Annotated in this window: 13 protein-coding genes; 10 read left to right on the forward strand and 3 right to left on the reverse strand. The window is 66.9% G+C overall.

Features of this window, described 5'->3' with window-relative positions:
• Nucleotides 1-129 precede the first annotated feature (129 nt).
• From ACUDP5_RS11190 to lpdA, 5 genes are all read left to right on the forward strand, one after another.
• Entirely contained in the window at nucleotides 130-723 is a 594-nt protein-coding gene (locus ACUDP5_RS11190) for a nitroreductase family protein (RefSeq protein ID WP_445658783.1), read from the forward strand.
• A gap of 226 nt (nucleotides 724-949) precedes the next feature.
• Nucleotides 950-2,182, forward strand: a complete 1,233-nt coding sequence (locus ACUDP5_RS11195) for a 3-methyl-2-oxobutanoate dehydrogenase (2-methylpropanoyl-transferring) subunit alpha (RefSeq protein ID WP_445658784.1) — start codon at nucleotides 950-952, stop codon at nucleotides 2,180-2,182.
• A gap of 3 nt (nucleotides 2,183-2,185) precedes the next feature.
• Entirely contained in the window at nucleotides 2,186-3,229 is a 1,044-nt protein-coding gene (locus ACUDP5_RS11200; protein ID WP_263911917.1) for an alpha-ketoacid dehydrogenase subunit beta, read from the forward strand.
• A gap of 1 nt (nucleotide 3,230) precedes the next feature.
• Nucleotides 3,231-4,613 (forward strand): dihydrolipoamide acetyltransferase family protein, encoded by a 1,383-nt coding sequence (locus tag ACUDP5_RS11205; RefSeq protein WP_445658785.1) that lies wholly within the window; start codon nucleotides 3,231-3,233, stop codon nucleotides 4,611-4,613.
• Nucleotides 4,614-4,615: 2 nt separating this feature from the next.
• Nucleotides 4,616-6,019 (forward strand): dihydrolipoyl dehydrogenase, encoded by a 1,404-nt coding sequence (gene lpdA, locus ACUDP5_RS11210; protein WP_445658786.1) that lies wholly within the window; start codon nucleotides 4,616-4,618, stop codon nucleotides 6,017-6,019.
• Between the two features lie 122 nt (nucleotides 6,020-6,141).
• Here lpdA and ACUDP5_RS11215 read toward each other — a convergent pair whose 3' ends face one another.
• Nucleotides 6,142-8,178: a PEP/pyruvate-binding domain-containing protein gene (locus tag ACUDP5_RS11215; RefSeq protein ID WP_445659154.1), complete on the reverse strand. Its 2,037-nt coding sequence runs from the start codon at nucleotides 8,176-8,178 to the stop codon at nucleotides 6,142-6,144.
• Nucleotides 8,179-8,399: 221 nt separating this feature from the next.
• Here ACUDP5_RS11215 and ACUDP5_RS11220 point away from each other — a divergent pair, with 221 nt between their 5' ends.
• Both ACUDP5_RS11220 and ACUDP5_RS11225 read left to right on the forward strand, forming a co-directional pair.
• Entirely contained in the window at nucleotides 8,400-8,819 is a 420-nt protein-coding gene (locus ACUDP5_RS11220; protein ID WP_445659155.1) for a type II toxin-antitoxin system HicB family antitoxin, read from the forward strand.
• A 57-nt stretch (nucleotides 8,820-8,876) separates the two neighbouring features.
• The gene (locus ACUDP5_RS11225) at nucleotides 8,877-9,272 is read left to right on the forward strand and encodes a hypothetical protein (protein WP_445658787.1); all 396 of its coding nucleotides are present in this window, start codon (nucleotides 8,877-8,879) and stop codon (nucleotides 9,270-9,272) included.
• A gap of 81 nt (nucleotides 9,273-9,353) precedes the next feature.
• On the opposite strand, the gene argH is transcribed toward ACUDP5_RS11225, so the two are convergent.
• On the reverse strand, nucleotides 9,354-10,772 hold the full coding sequence (gene argH, locus ACUDP5_RS11230) for an argininosuccinate lyase (protein WP_445658788.1): 1,419 nt from the start codon (nucleotides 10,770-10,772) through the stop codon (nucleotides 9,354-9,356).
• A gap of 253 nt (nucleotides 10,773-11,025) precedes the next feature.
• Between argH and ACUDP5_RS11235 the strand changes: the two genes are divergently transcribed.
• The 3 genes from ACUDP5_RS11235 to ACUDP5_RS11245 all read left to right on the forward strand — a co-directional run bounded on the left by ACUDP5_RS11235 (nucleotide 11,026) and on the right by ACUDP5_RS11245 (nucleotide 15,034).
• A complete protein-coding gene (locus tag ACUDP5_RS11235) occupies nucleotides 11,026-12,357 on the forward strand; it encodes a mechanosensitive ion channel family protein (RefSeq protein WP_263911926.1) in 1,332 nt (443 codons plus the stop codon).
• Between the two features lie 130 nt (nucleotides 12,358-12,487).
• Entirely contained in the window at nucleotides 12,488-14,554 is a 2,067-nt protein-coding gene (locus tag ACUDP5_RS11240; protein WP_263911928.1) for an NAD(+) synthase, read from the forward strand.
• A 141-nt stretch (nucleotides 14,555-14,695) separates the two neighbouring features.
• Nucleotides 14,696-15,034: a P-II family nitrogen regulator gene (locus tag ACUDP5_RS11245; protein ID WP_006386376.1), complete on the forward strand. Its 339-nt coding sequence runs from the start codon at nucleotides 14,696-14,698 to the stop codon at nucleotides 15,032-15,034.
• 458 nt (nucleotides 15,035-15,492) lie between these two features.
• On the opposite strand, the gene gspF is transcribed toward ACUDP5_RS11245, so the two are convergent.
• Entirely contained in the window at nucleotides 15,493-16,698 is a 1,206-nt protein-coding gene (gene gspF / locus ACUDP5_RS11250) for a type II secretion system inner membrane protein GspF (RefSeq protein ID WP_263911929.1), read from the reverse strand.
• Nucleotides 16,699-16,791: the final 93 nt, after the last annotated feature.

Raw genomic sequence — 16,791 nt, forward strand, 5'->3', positions numbered from 1 at the left:
CGGACCCCGAGTCGCCATGCCCGGGGCAGGGGGATAGCCCACCCCCATCCCGGTCGTGGCTTAATATGAGAACCTTTCCTATTTACGTTGTTGCTGTCTTTCCCGCTTCAGCCCCATTGCGCCAGATCCATGACCCAGACCACCACTGCCACTCCGCTGCACGCCATCACCTCGCGCCGTTCCGTCAAATTCCTGCGGGCCCCGGCGCCCAAGCCCGACGAACTTGAACAGATCCTGCAGGCCGCCATGTCGGCCCCCGACCACGGTGCGCTGCGCCCGTGGCGTTTCGTGGTGATCCAGGGCGAGGCCATCGGCAAGCTGGCCGACGTGGCGCTGGACGCGGTCAAGCGCAGCGGCGATCCGCGCATGACGCCCGAAAAGGAAAAGTCGGTGCGCGAATGGATGGCGGGCGTGCCGCTGTTCATCGCCGTGGCGCAGAAGATCGCGCACGACAACAGCAAGATCCCCGAAACCGAGCAACTGCTGGCCACGGGCTGCGCCACCATGAACATCCTGAACGCCGCCCACATGCTGGGTTACGGCGCCTTCTGGAGCACCGGCATCGGCACCTACGTCGAAGACGTGCAGCACGCGCTGGGCCTGGATTCGCTGGATTACCGCTTCCTGGGTTTCCTGGCCATCGGCACGCCCGCGTGCGCGGTGCCCCCGGCCAACCGCCCGGCGTACAGCGAATTCGTCACCACCTGGACCGGTCCGGTCTGACGCGGGGCGCATGTCCGACATCAAGTGAAAAACCCGGCCGCGAGCCGGGTTTTTCGTTCTCCCGCCGGGCCATCGCAAGCCCTCGTGCCCTGTGCTAATCTGGCCCCCGGCCATGCATGATCATCCCTTTGCATGCGCCGACGATGGCAATGTTCGAGGTCACCCCCTTGAACAGTGTCTTTGGCAAGAAGAAGACGCATGACACGATCAAGCGTGGAGACAATACATGAGCCAATATGGGCCGCTGAAGTTGCACGTCCCCGAGCCTACCGGGCGTCCGGGTTGCAAGACAGACTTTTCCTACCTGCGCCTGTCGCCGCCAGGCGAGGTGCCCAAACCCCCCATTGATGTTGCCGCGATCGATACCGGCCCCCTGGCATACAGCCTGATCCGGGTCATCGACGATGAAGGGTGCGCCGTCGGGCCGTGGGCACCGCAGATCAGCAACGAGCTGTTGCGCGCGGGCATGCGCGCCATGCTCAAGACGCGCATCTTCGATGGCCGCATGCTGACCGCCCAGCGCAAGAAGAAGATTTCCTTCTACATGCAGAGCCTGGGCGAAGAAGCCATCGGTTCGGCCCATGCGCTGGCGCTGGAGCAGGGCGACATGTGTTTCCCGACCTACCGCCAGCAGAGCATCCTGCTGTCGCGCGACGTGTCGCTGGTGACCATGATGTGCCAGCTGATGTCCAACGAGCGCGACCCGCTCAAGGGCCGCCAGCTGCCGGTGATGTATTCCGACAAGCCCAACGGCTTTTTCACGATTTCGGGCAACCTGGCCACGCAGTTCATCCAGGCGGTGGGCTGGGCCATGGCCTCGGCCATCAAGGGCGACACGCGCATCGCGTCGGGCTGGATCGGCGACGGCGCCACCGCCGAAGCCGACTTCCACACCGCGCTGACCTTTGCGCACGTGTACCGCGCGCCGGTCATCCTGAACGTGGTCAACAACCAGTGGGCCATCTCGACCTTCCAGGCCATCGCCGGGGGCGAGGGCGCCACCTTCGCCGGCCGCGGCGTGGGCTGCGGCATCGCTTCGCTGCGGGTGGACGGCAACGATTTCCTGGCGGTGTATGCCGCCTCGCGCTGGGCCGCCGAACGCGCCCGCCGCAACCTGGGCCCGACCCTGATCGAATGGGTGACTTACCGCGCGGGCCCGCACTCCACTTCCGATGACCCCTCCAAGTACCGTCCGGGCGACGACTGGAGCCACTTCCCGCTGGGCGATCCGATCGAGCGCTTCAAGAAGCACCTGATCCTGCTTGGCATCTGGTCCGACGCCGAACACGACGCCGTGCGCGCCGAGCTCGACGCCGAGATCCAGGCGGCCCAGAAAGAAGCGGAAAGCTACGGCACCCTGGTGGACGGCCACGTCCCCAGCGCCGCCAGCATCTTTGAAGACGTCTACAAGGACATGCCGGAGCATCTGCGCCGGCAGCGTCAGCAGCTCGGAGTGTGAGTGATGGCTATCGATAACAACGCTGGTCCGGCCTCTGCGCCGATGACCATGATCCAGGCTTTGCGCTCGGCCATGGATGTCATGCTGGAGCGCGACAACAACGTGGTGGTGTTCGGCCAGGACGTGGGCTATTTCGGTGGCGTGTTCCGCTGTACCGAAGGCCTGCAGGCCAAGTTCGGCAGTTCGCGCGTGTTCGACACCCCCATTTCCGAAGGCGGCATCGTCGGCGTGGCGGTGGGCATGGGCGCGTATGGCCTGCGGCCCGTCTGCGAAATCCAGTTTGCCGACTATTTCTACCCGGCTTCCGACCAGATCGTGTCCGAGGCCGCGCGCCTGCGCTACCGCTCGGTGGGCGAATTCACGGCGCCCATGACCATCCGCATGCCCTGCGGCGGCGGCATCTACGGCGGCCAGACGCACAGCCAGAGCCCCGAGGCGATGTTCACGCAGGTCTGCGGCCTGCGTACGGTGATGCCGTCCAACCCGTACGACGCCAAGGGCCTGCTCATCGCGTCCATCGAGAACGACGACCCGGTCATCTTCCTGGAACCCAAGCGCCTGTACAACGGCCCGTTCGACGGCCACCATGACCGCCCCGTCACGCCCTGGACCGGGCGCCCGGGCAGCGTGGTGCCCACCGGCTACTACACCGTGCCGCTGGATACGGCCGCCATCGTGCGGCCGGGCAATGCGCTGACGGTGCTGACCTACGGCACCACCGTGCACGTGTCGCTGACGGCCGCCGAGGAAACCGGCATCGACGCCGAAGTCATCGACCTGCGCAGCCTGTGGCCGCTGGACCTGGAAACCATCGTCAATTCGGTGAAAAAGACCGGCCGTTGCGTGGTGGTGCATGAAGCCACGCGCACCTGCGGCTATGGCGCCGAACTGATTGCGCTGGTGCAGGAGCACTGCTTCCATCACCTGGAGGCGCCCGTCGAGCGCGTGACCGGTTGGGACACTCCCTACCCGCACGCGCAGGAATGGGCGTACTTCCCCGGCCCGCGCCGGGTCGGCGAAGCGTTCAAACGCGCGATGGAGGTGTGAGATGGGGATTCATGTCATCAAGATGCCTGACATCGGCGAAGGCATTGCCGAGGTCGAACTCGTAGGCTGGCACGTCAAGGTGGGCGACACCGTCGCCGAAGACCAGCCGCTGGCCGACGTCATGACCGATAAGGCCACGGTCGAGATTCCGTCGCCGGTGGTGGGCCGCGTGGTCGCACTGGGCGGCGACGTGGGCCAGGTCATGGCCGTGGGCGGCGAACTGATCCGCCTGGAAGTCGAAGGCGAGGGCAACCTCAAGGCCGACGCGGCGCAGAAGCCGCCAGCGGCGACGGTGTCGACGGCTGCCCCGGCGGCGTCCTCGCCGGCGCCCGCCAAGGCCGACAAGGCGCCCGCGGGCGGGGTGGCGAGGCAGATCGCCGCGTCGCTGCAATCTGCGGCGCCGGCGGCTTCGCCAGGCGCTGCGGCCGCAGCCGCGCACGCGAGTGCGCCGCAAGGCCAGGGCCGTTCGACCGCTGCGCGCCAGGCGCCCGCCGCGGTCCGCCAGCCGGGTGAAAAGCCGCTGGCCTCGCCGGCCGTGCGCAAGCGCGCCTGGGACCTCGGCATCGAACTGCGTTTCGTGCCGGGCAGCGGCCCGGCCGGGCGCGTCATGCACGAAGACCTGGACGCCTACCTGCAAGGGCAGGGCGCGGCCAGTGCGCGCAGCGGTCCGGCCTACGCCGAACGCAACGACGAGGAACTCGTGCCGGTCATCGGCCTGCGCAGGAAGATCGCGCAGAAGATGGCCGAGTCCAAGCGCCGCATTCCGCACTTCAGCTACGTGGAAGAGATCGACGTCACCGAGCTGGAAGACCTGCGCGTGCAACTGAACCAGAAGTTCGGCGAGGCGCGCGGCAAGCTGACGCTGCTGCCGCTGCTGGCGCGCGCCATGGTGATCGCGCTGCGCGATTTTCCGCAGATCAACGCACGCTATGACGACGAGGCCGGCCAGGTGACGCGCTACGGCGCCGTGCACATCGGCATCGCCACGCAAAGCGACGGCGGCCTGATGGTGCCGGTGATGCGCCACGCCGAAGCGCGCGACGTCTGGGCCATGGCGGCCGAGATCGCGCGGCTGGCGCAGGCGGTGCGTTCCGGCAGCGCCGGGCGCGACGAACTGTCCGGGTCGACCATCACCATCACCAGCCTGGGGCCGCTGGGCGGCATCGTCACCACGCCGGTCATCAACCATCCCGAGGTCGGCATCGTGGGCGTGAACCGCATCGTCGAGCGGCCCGCCTTCCGCCAAGGCGCCGTGGTGGCGCGCAAGCTGATGAACCTGTCGTCCTCGTTCGACCACCGCGTGGTCGACGGCATGGACGCCGCGCGGTTCATCCAGGCCGTGCGCGCGCTGCTGGAACAACCCGCGCTGCTTTTCGTGGAGTAAGCATGAGCCAGACAACCAAGACGACAACCTTGCTGGTGATCGGCGGCGGGCCCGGCGGCTATGTGGCCGCGATCCGGGCCGGCCAGTTGGGCGTGCCCACCATCCTGGTCGAAGGCGACCGCCTGGGCGGCACCTGCCTGAACATCGGCTGCATTCCGTCCAAGGCGCTGATCCACGCGGCCGAGGAATTCGACAAGGCGCGGCACTACGCCGGGCAGTCGGCGCTGGGCATTTCGGTGTCGGCGCCGGCGATCGACATCGGCCGCACCGTGGCCTGGAAAGACGGCATCGTCGGCAAGCTGACCAGCGGCGTGGGCGCGCTGCTCAAGAAGAACGGCGTGCAGGTGGTGCACGGCTGGGCCAGCCTTCTGGACGGCAAGACGGTCGAGGTCGATACCGCCGACCAGGGGCGCCTGCGCATCCAGTGCGAACACCTGCTGCTGGCGGCGGGGTCCGAGCCCACGCCGCTGCCGTCGGTGCCGTTCGGCGGCATCGTGGTGTCCTCCACCGAAGCGCTGTCGCCCACCGACATTCCGAGGAAGTTGGTGGTGGTGGGCGGCGGCTACATCGGCCTGGAACTGGGCACGGTGTACCGCAAGCTGGGCGCCGAGGTGGCCGTGGTCGAGGCGCAGGACCGCATCCTGCCCACCTACGACGCCGAACTCACCAAGCCCGTGGCGGCCGCGCTGGCCAGGCTGGGCATCGAATTGCACCTGGGCCGCAAGGTGCTGGGGCTGAACGGCGCGGGCAACGCGGTGCGGGTGCAGGACGCCAGCGGCGCTGAAACCCAGCTGCCGGCCGATCGCGTGCTGATCGCCGTCGGCCGGCGCCCGCGCACGCAGGGCTGGGGCCTGGAAAACCTGCAACTGGACCGCAAGGGCAACGCGCTGCGCATCGACGACCAATGCCGCACGTCCATGCGCGACGTCTGGGCCATCGGCGACATTGCCGGCGAGCCGATGCTGGCGCACCGGGCCATGGCCCAGGGCGAGATGGTGGCGGAATTGGTGTCCGGCAAGCGCCGCCACTTCCAGCCGGCCGCCATCCCGGCGGTGTGCTTTACCGACCCCGAAGTGGTGGTGGCAGGCTTGTCGCCTGCCGACGCCGAGGCCGCGGGGCTGGACTGCCTGGCGGCCTCGTTCCCGTTCGCGGCCAACGGCCGGGCCATGACGCTGGAATCCACCGACGGTTTCGTGCGGGTGGTGGCGCGCCGTGACAACCACCTGATCGTGGGCTGGCAGGCGGTGGGGCGCGGCGTGTCCGAGCTGTCCACGGCCTTTGGCCAGTCGCTGGAAATGGGTGCCACGCTGGAAGACGTGGCGGGCACCATCCATGCGCATCCGACGCTGGGTGAAGCGGTGCAGGAAGCGGCGCTCAAGGCGCTGGGGCACGCGTTGCATATCTAGCGGGCCTGGCCTGAACTGACAGGTTCGGCGTGACCGGCCGCGGCGCGAGGAAATCGCGCCGCGGCTTTTTCATGGGAAATGACGATGCCGCCGCCACGTATTGGGCGGCACGGCGGCGCCGCTTAACGGCGGCCGTCGACGTAGGGCCGCGATTGCAGGATGACGATCTTGTCGCCCACCACGGCCCACTCGATGTCCTGGTCCACGCCGCCCAGCCGCTGCTTGATCTGCCGTCCCACGGTGGCCAGCCGCGCGACCAGCGCGTCATTCAGCACCTGGCGGTTGTCGGTCAGCGCCACCTCGCGCACGCCGCCAGCGGCGTCCGCCACCAGTTGCGTGTCTTCGGCCGAGCGGGTCAGCACCTGTACCGCCTTGGACCAGCTGGAATACATCACCTGTTCGGCCTGGCGCTTGCCTTCGACCACCTTGATGCCCAGGCCGCGCTTGGCCGAGATGTAGGTCACGTAGCGCCGGCTGGCGTCAAACGGGTCACGCGTGATCATCACGCCGGAGCTGTCGGACGGCGCGGCCAATTGCACCAGCACGGCCATCACCACAGCGTCCTGGCCGATGCCGGCGGCGCGGCGCGCCTCGTAGGCCTCGAAGTTGTAGACCGAGGCCCACACGGTCAGCACGGCCTGCGTCAGCGCGTCGGCCTGCACGACGTTGGGCACGGTGGTGTACAGCCCGGCGCCGCTGAAGCCCGGCAGGTCTTCGGAATTGGACGAGCTGCGCACGAACACGCCGCGGCCCTGCAGCTGCCGTTGCCAGCGCGCCTGCCAGGTGGCCACCAGCGCCGGGTCGGGGCGGGCCGCCTGGATGTCCTGGCGCAGCCTGGCCAGTTCCTGCCGGCGCACGGTGGCGTCGGCCTTGAAATCGTCGCGCTGTTCCAGCGCCGCCACCCGTCGGGCAATGCCCAGCTGCTTCATGAATGCCGCGTATTGCGCGAACGGAATGCAGAAGCCGTCCGGCACGCTGGCGGCCGGGCGCAGGGCGGATTTCAGCGCACCCAGGTTCGCGGCCTTGACGCCGCAGTGGCGGCTGTCGCGCACGGCCAGGGCGTCCAGCGGCTTGAGGGCCTGCACCGTCAGGTCGGGCCGGGGCAACTGCGCCTGCGCTTTCGGCGGCGTGGCGGGCGGGCTGCCCGGGCCAGCGGTGGCCGGGCGTTCAGCAGGCTGGACCTGGTAGTCGTTGCCCGTGACGGTCAGCGTCACCCATTGGCCGTCGTACTGGCGCAGGGTCTTGGCTGCGTCGCGCACGTAGGCGTTGGGTACCCCCCAGCCCTTGGCCAGCAGGTTGACGTGCGACAGCAGGGTGGACGGCCGCTGCGTGATCAGCCCGGCAACCGGCGGCAGCCAGATCGGCACTTCGTCCAGCACCACGATGTCGTCGCGCGCCAGGTCGGGGGTGTTGTCCACCGAGGCCACGATGCGCAGCCGGCCCTGCGCACGGCCCGGGTTCAGTGGCAGGAAAGGCTGCTCGCGCAGCAGGGCTTCCTGCGTCACGAAGGTCACGCCGGCATCTTTGGCGGTCTGCTCGTGCAGGGTGGAATTGGTCTTGAAACTGGCGTGCGCGAAAAACGAGCGCTTCACGGCGTCGTCGGCCAGTTTCAGCAGGGCCGGCGTCAGGCGGTCGCCTTCCCAGAATTCGTAGGTATAGCCGGGCAGGTCGCGTTGCTGGCTGAGCGTGCCGAACAGGAAGCGCCGTTTCGGATCCTTGTACTGGGCGATCAGGGTGCTGCGGGTCAGATCGGGCGCCAGGCGCGTACGGCGCACGAAGTTCTCGTGCAGGTCGAAGCGCGGGGTATTGATGTAGTAGATGCGGTTGCCGTGCTGCCGGTCGATGGCGAACAGCACATGCGGGATCTCCAGCGGCGTGCCGGCGTTGTAGGTGCGCGCCAGCCGCAGGAAGTCGTCCTGGTTCACGATGTTGCCCAGCGAGTCCGGGGCCGCGGGATCGCCTTGCGACGTGGCACCCGCATCCGTGGGTTCGCCGATGCGCAGGTCGACCCGGTTTTCGTATGGCGACGGCTTGCGCGCGGTCTGCGCCTGGGCAAGCGGGCCGGCCGCCAGCGCTATCAGACTGGCGCCGGCCAGCAGGGCCAGACGAAAACGGGGCAGGGCGAACGGCGTGATGACAGGCGCGCGCAAGGAGGGCATGGGCAGGAAATGGGGCCAGAAAGCGAACATGATAGCGAACCTGACGGGGCTTGCGGCGGACCCGCAAGTTCGAACGCGCGGGATAGCTTCAAACAGGCGTCCGTCTGATAAATGCCCTGTATTTCCCAGGTCGATTGAGCATCGGGATACGCTCGGGATAGTCCCAATTAGAAGTTCATTTGGATTTCACCGTTGCATACTTCATTACATGGGAGGCCTCGTTGCTGACCTATCCCTATACACTAACGCTTGATACCAACAACACCTGGCTAGTGCAGTTCCCCGATATTCCCGAAGCACTGACGGTGGGAGATGATGAGCAAGAGGCGGGAATCAACGCACAAGAGGCGCTTGAAGCGGCGTTGGAGATTTATTTTGATGCCCGCCGGCCCATTCCAATGCCGTCTCTGCCGACGAAGGGCCACGCTTCGGTGACTTTGCCTGCCTTGGTCACCAGCAAAGTCTTCTTGTCTAACGAGATGATCTTCCAAGGTGTTCGCAAGGCGGAACTTGCCCGCCGCATGGGAGTGCACGTGCCGCAGGTGGATCGCCTGTTGAATGTGAGGCATGCGTCGCGAATTGAACAAGTCGAATCGGCTCTGCAACAGCTTGGGCGGCGCCTGGATGTTTCGATCGCTTGAATCGGATCTGCTGGCCCTAAGCATCCAGTCGATCTCGGCGCTCCATACCGACAGACAATGAAAAAAGTACAGATTACGGCCATCACCGACTTTGAATGGTACGACGGTTTCGTATCCGGCTTGGTCTTCCATGCCGGCGGCGCGATGTGGGTGGCAACGGTCGCCTTTTATCCTGACGAACTTCGCAAAGAGTACGTTCTGGTCGAGCTCGCTGACGGCGCGCTCGACGAGGTGCAGGCGGTGTTTTCTCAATACGGCTTTGGTGACGCCCTTGATAGCGTATGGAAAAAATGCTGCAACACGTCCTATGTTGCTAGCGGAATAGTGGCCGTGGGCAGCGCATTGGTGCTTGAGGCCGCCCCAGCGCAATGGCTAAGGAATGCACGCGAACTACGGTTTCCTTGTCTGGAGAGATCGATAGACCATCCTTGGGATGCCGCGCCTGAAAGATAGACCGCAGGAAGAGAGACTCTGAATGAATACGGCCCCGAGATCGGGGCCGTATTCATTTCATATCTGCAGCCGATTGGCGTATCAAGTTGCCGATTCTTGCAACACGCGGCGGGCTTCTTCGGCCACGCGTTCGGGGGCGGTGCCGCCCACGTGCTTGCGAGCGCCGACGGAGCCTTCCAGGGTCAGGACCTGGTGGACGTCGTCGCCGATCTGGGCGTGGTAGGCCTTGAGTTCGGCCAGCGACAGGTCGGCCAGGTCGCAGCCGCGCTGTTCGCAGTCGCGCACGGCGTGGGCCACGACTTCGTGGGCGTCGCGGAAGGGCACGCCGCGCTTGACCAGGTAGTCGGCCAGGTCGGTGGCGGTGGCGAAGCCTTGCAGGGCGGCGGCGCGCATGTTGTCGGCCTTGACCTTGATGCCGGCAGCCATGTCCGCAAAGATGGTCAGCGTGTCGCGCACGGTGTCGACCGTGTCGAACAGGCCTTCCTTGTCTTCCTGGTTGTCCTTGTTGTAGGCCAGGGGCTGGCCTTTCATGAGGGTGAGCAGGGCGACCAGGTTGCCGTTGACGCGGCCGGTCTTGCCACGAGCCAGTTCGGGCACGTCGGGGTTTTTCTTTTGCGGCATGATCGAGCTGCCGGTGCAGAAGCGGTCGGCCAGGTCGATGAAGCCCACGCGCGGGCTCATCCAGAGCACCAGCTCTTCGGACAGGCGCGAGACGTGCGTCATGATCAGGGCGCCGGCGGCGCAGAATTCGATGGCGAAGTCGCGGTCGGAGACGGCGTCGAGCGAATTGCGGCAGACGCCGTCAAAGCCCAGCGTCTTGGCGACGCGTTCGCGGTCGATCGGGAACGACGTGCCGGCCAGGGCGGCGGCGCCCAGCGGCAGGCGGTTGACGCGGCGGCGGCAGTCGGCCAGGCGCTCGGCGTCGCGGCCGAACATTTCGGCGTAGGCCAGCAGGTGGTGGCCAAAGGTGACGGGCTGGGCCACTTGCAGGTGGGTGAAGCCGGGCATGATGGTGCTGGCGTTGTCCAGCGCGACCGAGGCCAGCGCGTGGCGCAACTGGCGCAGCAGGTCGATCAGGGTGTCGATTTCGCCGCGCAGCCAGAGGCGGATGTCGGTGGCGATCTGGTCGTTGCGCGAACGGCCGGTGTGCAGGCGCTTGCCCGCGTCGCCGACCAGCTCGACCAGGCGCTTTTCGATGTTGAGGTGGACGTCTTCCAGGTCGAGCAGCCACTGGAAGCTGCCGGCATCGATTTCGGACAGGATCTGGGCCATGCCGCGCTGGATGTCGGCCAGGTCCTGGGCGCCGATGATGCCCTGGGCGGCCAGCATGTCTGCATGCGCGAGCGAGCCTTGAATGTCGACGTGCGCCAGGCGCTTGTCGAAATCCACGGACGCCGTATAGCGTTTGACGAGTTCGGAAACCGGTTCCGAGAACCGGGCGGACCAGGCCTGCGCCTTGTTGGCGAACTGGTTTTGATCGGGGGAGGGAGTGTTTGCCATGATGGCCCGAATTATAGGGCCTGCCATGGGGGGCTGACGAATCCGGACTTACCGAGTCCGTAGTGACCGTAGGGCACGGGGGCGCCGCGGCCCGGCGTCCTGGTAGCGCCTGGAAACCTTGCCCCGCCGCGACTTGTCGGATAATTCAGGGTCGCATCCGCGGGCCGCCGGGATATATCCTGGCGGCAGCGATCTGGCCGGTTCGCGCCGCGCCCCCTTGTCCGAATCATTAGAGAGCACTCGAGCTATGCCCATGGAATGGGAAGAACTGGCCACCGAACTTGATACCTACATGCCGCACCAGCCCTGGGCCCAGACGCTGGTCGGCATCGGCGTGCTGATCCTGACGGCGTTGTTCGTCCAGTGGGTGGTCGCGCGGGTGGTGCTGCTGCTGGCCCACCGGCTGCTGGTGGTGAGCGGCCACGAAGACTGGGACAAGGCGCTGCAGCGCCGCCGGGCCTACCAGAACCTGTGGTACGCCGTGCCCTTCGCGGTGGTGTCGATCGGCATCGAGCTGGTGCCGCACGTGGAAAAGGCGGCCGCGCTGGTGGGCCGGCTGGCGCATGCCGGGGCCTGGATCTGCGTGTTCGTGGCGTTTTCGGGGGTGCTGAGCGCCTGGCAGGACACCTATTCGGCCACCACGCGCGCACAGACCCGCTCCATCAAGGGCTACATCCAGATCAGCAAGCTGATCCTGATGGCGGTATGCACCGTTTTGGTGCTTTCGATCCTGATCGACCGGTCGCCGCTGTGGATGATTTCGGGCCTGGGCGCGTTGTCGGCGGTGCTGCTGCTGGTGTTCAAGGACACGTTGCTGTCGCTGGTGGCCAGCACCCAGTTGACCAGCAACGACATGCTGCGCATCGGCGACTGGATCGAGATGCCGCAGTCCAACGCCGACGGCTTCGTCAAGGATATCGCCCTGCACACGGTCAAGGTGCAGAACTGGGACAACACTGTCACCACGGTGCCGACCTACAAGCTGTTTTCCGAAAGCTATCGCAATTACCGTCATATGTTCGAGTCGGGCGGCCGGCGCATCAAGCGCACGTTGCGCATCGACGCCAGCAGCGTGCGCTTTCTGACCGACGAAGAAGCCCAGCGGCTGATGCGGTTCCGGCTGCTGCACGACTACCTGCGGGTCAAGACGCACGATATCGCCCAGGCCAACCAGACCATGGGCGAACTGGCCAGCGTGCCGGCCAACCGCCGCCGGCTGACCAATATCGGCACGTTCCGCGCCTATGGCCTGGCGTTCCTGAAGCAGAACACCGAGGTGCGCCAGGACATGGCGATGATGGTGCGCATGATGGAACCCACGGCCGACGGCATTCCGGTCGAGGTCTATTGCTTCACGGCGGTCACGGCCTGGGTCGAGTACGAGCGCATCCAGGGCGACATTTTCGACCACCTGCTGGCGATCCTGCCGGAATTGGGCCTGCGGCTGTACCAGCAGCCATCGGGCGCCGACATCGGCGCCATGGGCAGCTACCTGCGCGACGGCGCCATCCAGGCCGCGCTGGCGGCGGAAGGCGCACGGCAGGGGCCGGACCGCGACCGCCTGGCGCCGCCGCCGTCCGCGTAGACCCTCGCCGGCCGGGCGGGGGCTCGGCCCGGGGGGCTTGCCGCACCCTGTCGTCCCCAGGGGAATGCCCGCTTGGCCGGATGACGCCGTGAGATAATCGGCGCTTGGATTCCCAGGCGATAGAAACCCGATGTCGAACCCGTTCTTCAACCTGTATTCCCACGGATTCGCCCGCGTGGCGGTGGGCGTGCCCGAGTGCCGGGTCGCGGACCCGGCCTTCAATGCCGCGCAGACCATTGCGCTGGCGCAGCAGGCCGCCCAGGGCGGCGCGGTGCTGGCCGCTTTTCCCGAACTGGGCCTGTCGGCCTACACCTGCGACGACCTGTTCCACCAGCAGGCCCTGCTGGATGCCTGCGAGGCGGCGCTGGACCAGGTGGTGCAAGCCACGGCCGAACTGGACATCGCCCTGATCGTCGGCGCGCCGCTTCGGGTAGCGCACCAGTTGTTCAATTGCGCGGTGGTGGTGGCCGGGGGCCGCATCCTGGGCGTGGTGCCCAAGACCTACCTGCCGAACTACGGCGAATTCTACGAAGCGCGCCAGTTCAGCGCGGCCGATTGCACCGCGGCGACCGAAATCGCGCTGCTGGGCCAGACGGTGCCGTTCGGCGCCGAGCTGCTGTTCCAGATGGAAAAGCTGCCGCTGTTCCAGTTCCATGTCGAGATCTGCGAGGACGTGTGGGTGCCGATCCCGCCGTCGTCGTTCGCGGCGCTGGCGGGCGCGACGGTGCTGGTGAACCTGTCGGCCTCGAACATCGTGGTGGGCAAGTCCGCATACCGCCATCAACTCGTGGCGCAGCAGTCGGCGCGCTGCCTGTCGGCGTACATGTATACGTCGGCCGGGCGCGGCGAGTCATCGACCGACCTGGCCTGGGACGGCCAGGCGCTGATCTACGAAAACGGCGAACTGCTGGGCGAGTCCGAGCGCTTCCTGGCCGAATCGCATCTGTTGTTCTCGGACGTGGACCTGGAACGCCTGTCGCGCGAGCGCATGCGCCAGACGACCTTCGGCCAATCGGTGCGGCGCCACCAGGACGAGGTGCGCAAGTTCCGCAACGTGCGGGTGCCGGTGAATCCCCCGCTCGAAGACGCCGAGCTGCCGCTCGAGCGCCGCGTGGCACGGTTCCCCTATGTGCCGGCCGACGCGCAGCGCCGCGACGCGCGCTGCAAAGAGGTCTACAGCATCCAGGTGCAGGCGCTGGCGCAGCGGCTGTCGGCCAGCGGCATGTCCAAGGTGGTGATCGGCATTTCGGGCGGGCTGGATTCGACCCATGCGCTGCTGGTGTGCGCGCAGGCGATGGATACGCTGGGGCTGCCGCGCGCGAACATCCTGGCGATCACCATGCCGGGCTTTGCGACCAGTACGCGCACGCTGCAGCAGGCGCGCCAGCTGATGGCGGTGGTGGGCTGCACGGCGTCCGAGATCGATATTCGCCCCAGCTGCCTGCAGATGCTGAAAGACCTGGGGCATCCCTATGCCGATGGCCAGCCGGTGTACGACATCACGTTCGAGAACGTGCAGGCGGGCGAGCGCACCAACCACCTGTTCCGCATTGCCAATTTCAATGGCGCGATCGTGATCGGCACGGGCGACCTGAGCGAATTGGCGCTGGGCTGGTGCACGTACGGGGTGGGCGACCATATGTCGCACTACAGCGTGAACGCCAGCGTGCCCAAGACGCTGATTACGCACCTGGTGCGCTGGGTGGCCGAGTCGGGCCGCCTGGGGCCGGAAGGCGCGGCGGTGCTGCTGGATGTGCTGGGCACGGACGTGAGCCCCGAGCTGGTGCCGGGTGGCGCCGACGGCAAGCCGGGACAGAAGAGCGAGGACACGATCGGGCCGTACGAGCTGCAGGATTTCAACCTGTATTACACGCTGCGCTACGGCTTTTCGCCGACGAAGGTGGCATTCTTGGCCCTGGCGGCCTGGCGCGACCGGGATGCCGGGGCGTGGCCGGAAGGCGGCCACGTGGCGCGCAACCAGTACGACCTGGCGGCAATCAAGCGCAACCTGAAGATCTTCCTGGACCGGTTTTTCCGGCTCAGCCAGTTCAAGCGGACGTGCGTGCCGAATGCGCCGAAGGTGGGCTCGGGCGGGTCGCTGTCGCCGCGGGGCGACTGGCGGGCGCCGAGCGATTCGGAATCGGTGGTGTGGATGCGGGATGCGGACCGAATTCCGGACGAGGCGCCGGGCAGCTAGGCTGCGGGTTTTCCCGGCGGCATGGGAGGCGGCGCCAGGGTGGCGGCCGCTATGCCGGGTGGTATTCTCTTAATCATTGCGCTTTGCCGGCATGTGGCCGGGGCAGGGCGTTGCAACAGATCAAAAACCAGGACGACGAACGTGAAACAAGTCACCGCCATTATCAAACCCTTCAAGCTCGACGAAGTCCGCGAGGCGCTGGCCGAGGTGGGCGTCAGCGGGCTGACCGTGACGGAAGTGAAGGGGTTCGGGCGCCAGAAGGGGCATACCGAGCTTTATCGGGGGGCGGAATACGTGGTGGATTTCCTGCCGAAGATCCGGGTGGAAGTGGTGCTGCCGGATGACCAGGTCGAGGCGGCGATCGAAGCGGTCGTGAAGGCGGCGCGTACGGGCAAGATCGGGGACGGCAAGATTTTCGTCACGCCGGTCGAGCAAGCCATCCGGATTCGGACGGGTGAGAGTGACGAAGAGGCGCTTTGATTTTTTTATTTTTGCGTGGGTTGTTTTCTTCGTAGGTACCCTTTCTTCGTAGGTCGCCCGGCACGGGCCGCGCACCGCGTGTGCGCGCCAACGATTGCGGTCCGGAGCCTTCGCTCCGGACTTCCCCTTCGTCATCTTCGTCCTCGCCTTCGGCGACTCCTACAGATTCCCTCGGGCGCATCGACGGCGCGCACACGCGGTGCGCGGCCCGCGCCGGGCTACGAGCGTCTAGGGTTGTCGCGCTGTCAGACCTGTGTGTGGGGGAGAGGTTTGCGGGGCCCGCCGAAAACGGCCGCGCGGGCGGCCGTCCCCGGCTTACGCGTTGTGCTGCGTCGTCGCGATGCTCGCGGTGCGCTGGCGATGAATGCTTTTTGTTTTCGGCGGTATTGCAGTTTTTAGGCTGCTATCGCTTGCTTTGGCACAGCGCGTGCAATGCGCGCCTCGCCTTTCTTTCCCTTCTAGCGGATCAGCTGATTCATCTCCAGGATCGGCATCATCACCGCCAGCACGATCAACAGTACGAATCCCCCCATCAGCAGGATCAGCGCGGGCTCGAGCAGGGCGGTCATGGCCATGGCTCGGCGTTCCAGGTCGCGGGAGAGGTTTTGGGCGCCTCGGTCCAGCAGTTCGGGGAGCTGGCCGGTTTTTTCGCCGCTGGCGATCAGGTGGACGAGCAGGGACGGGAAGACTTTCTGGGCGGCCAGCGAACTGGACAGGGCGGCGCCTTCGCGGACGCGGGCGGAGGCTTCGTCGACGGCGGTGCGCAGCACGTCGTTGCCGAGGGTGCGGCGGGCGGCTTCGAGGGCGGTGAGCAGGGCGACGCCGCTGCCGCACAGGATGGCGAGGGTGGAGGCGAAGCGGGCGGCGTTGACGCCCAGGACGAAGCGGCCGGCCAGGGGCAGGCGCAGGACGCGGGCGTGCCAGGCGTGGCGGGCGGCTGGCACGCGCAGGGAGTAGCGCCACAGGATGATGGCCAGGGCGATGGCGGCGCCGGTGGCCAGGCCCCAGTCGCGGACGTAGTCGGACAGCGACAGCATGATGCGGGTGAGCAGCGGCAGCTGCTGTTTGGCGTGGCTGAAGGCGGAGACGACCTGGGGCACGACGTAGCCGAGCAGGAAGATGACGATGATGACCGAGACGCAGCCGACGACGGCGGGGTAGATGAACGCGGTCATGACCTTGCTGCGCAGGGTGTTGCGTTCTTCGATGTAGTCGGCGAGTTTTTCCATGACCTGGGCGAGGTCGCCGGATTCTTCACCGGCGCCGATGAGGGCGCGGTAGATCTCGGGGAAGTCGCGGGGGCGCGAGGCCAGCGCGGTGGACAGGCGATGGCCGGCGCGCACGTCGTCGCGCACGCCTTCCAGGGTGGCGGCGATGTGCTTCTTTTCGGCTTGTTCCAGGGTGGCGGACAGCGCGGCGTCCAGCGGCAGGCGGGCGGCGAGCAGGCTGGCGAGCTGGCGCGTGAGCCAGGCGAGGTCGGCGTCGGACAGGCGCGTGCGCAATGCCGCGCCCAGGCCTTGCGCGCGCGCGGCGGGAGACGTGGACAGGGGCAGGAGGCCGCGGCCGCGCAGCTGGTTGCGCGCGCCGCGTTCGCTGTCGGCGTCGATCGTGCCGTGCACGATTTTTCCGAGCGCGTCAGTGGCTTCGTAACGAAAGGATGGCATGGTGGGAGGGTGATCCGGGTGCCTGCCCGCAGGCGCGAGAGGCCCGTGAATAAAGGCTTTCCAGGCCGTCACCTTGCCTTTGGATTATGACCG

It is taken from the genome of Achromobacter sp. NCFB-sbj8-Ac1-l (genome assembly GCF_052695805.1).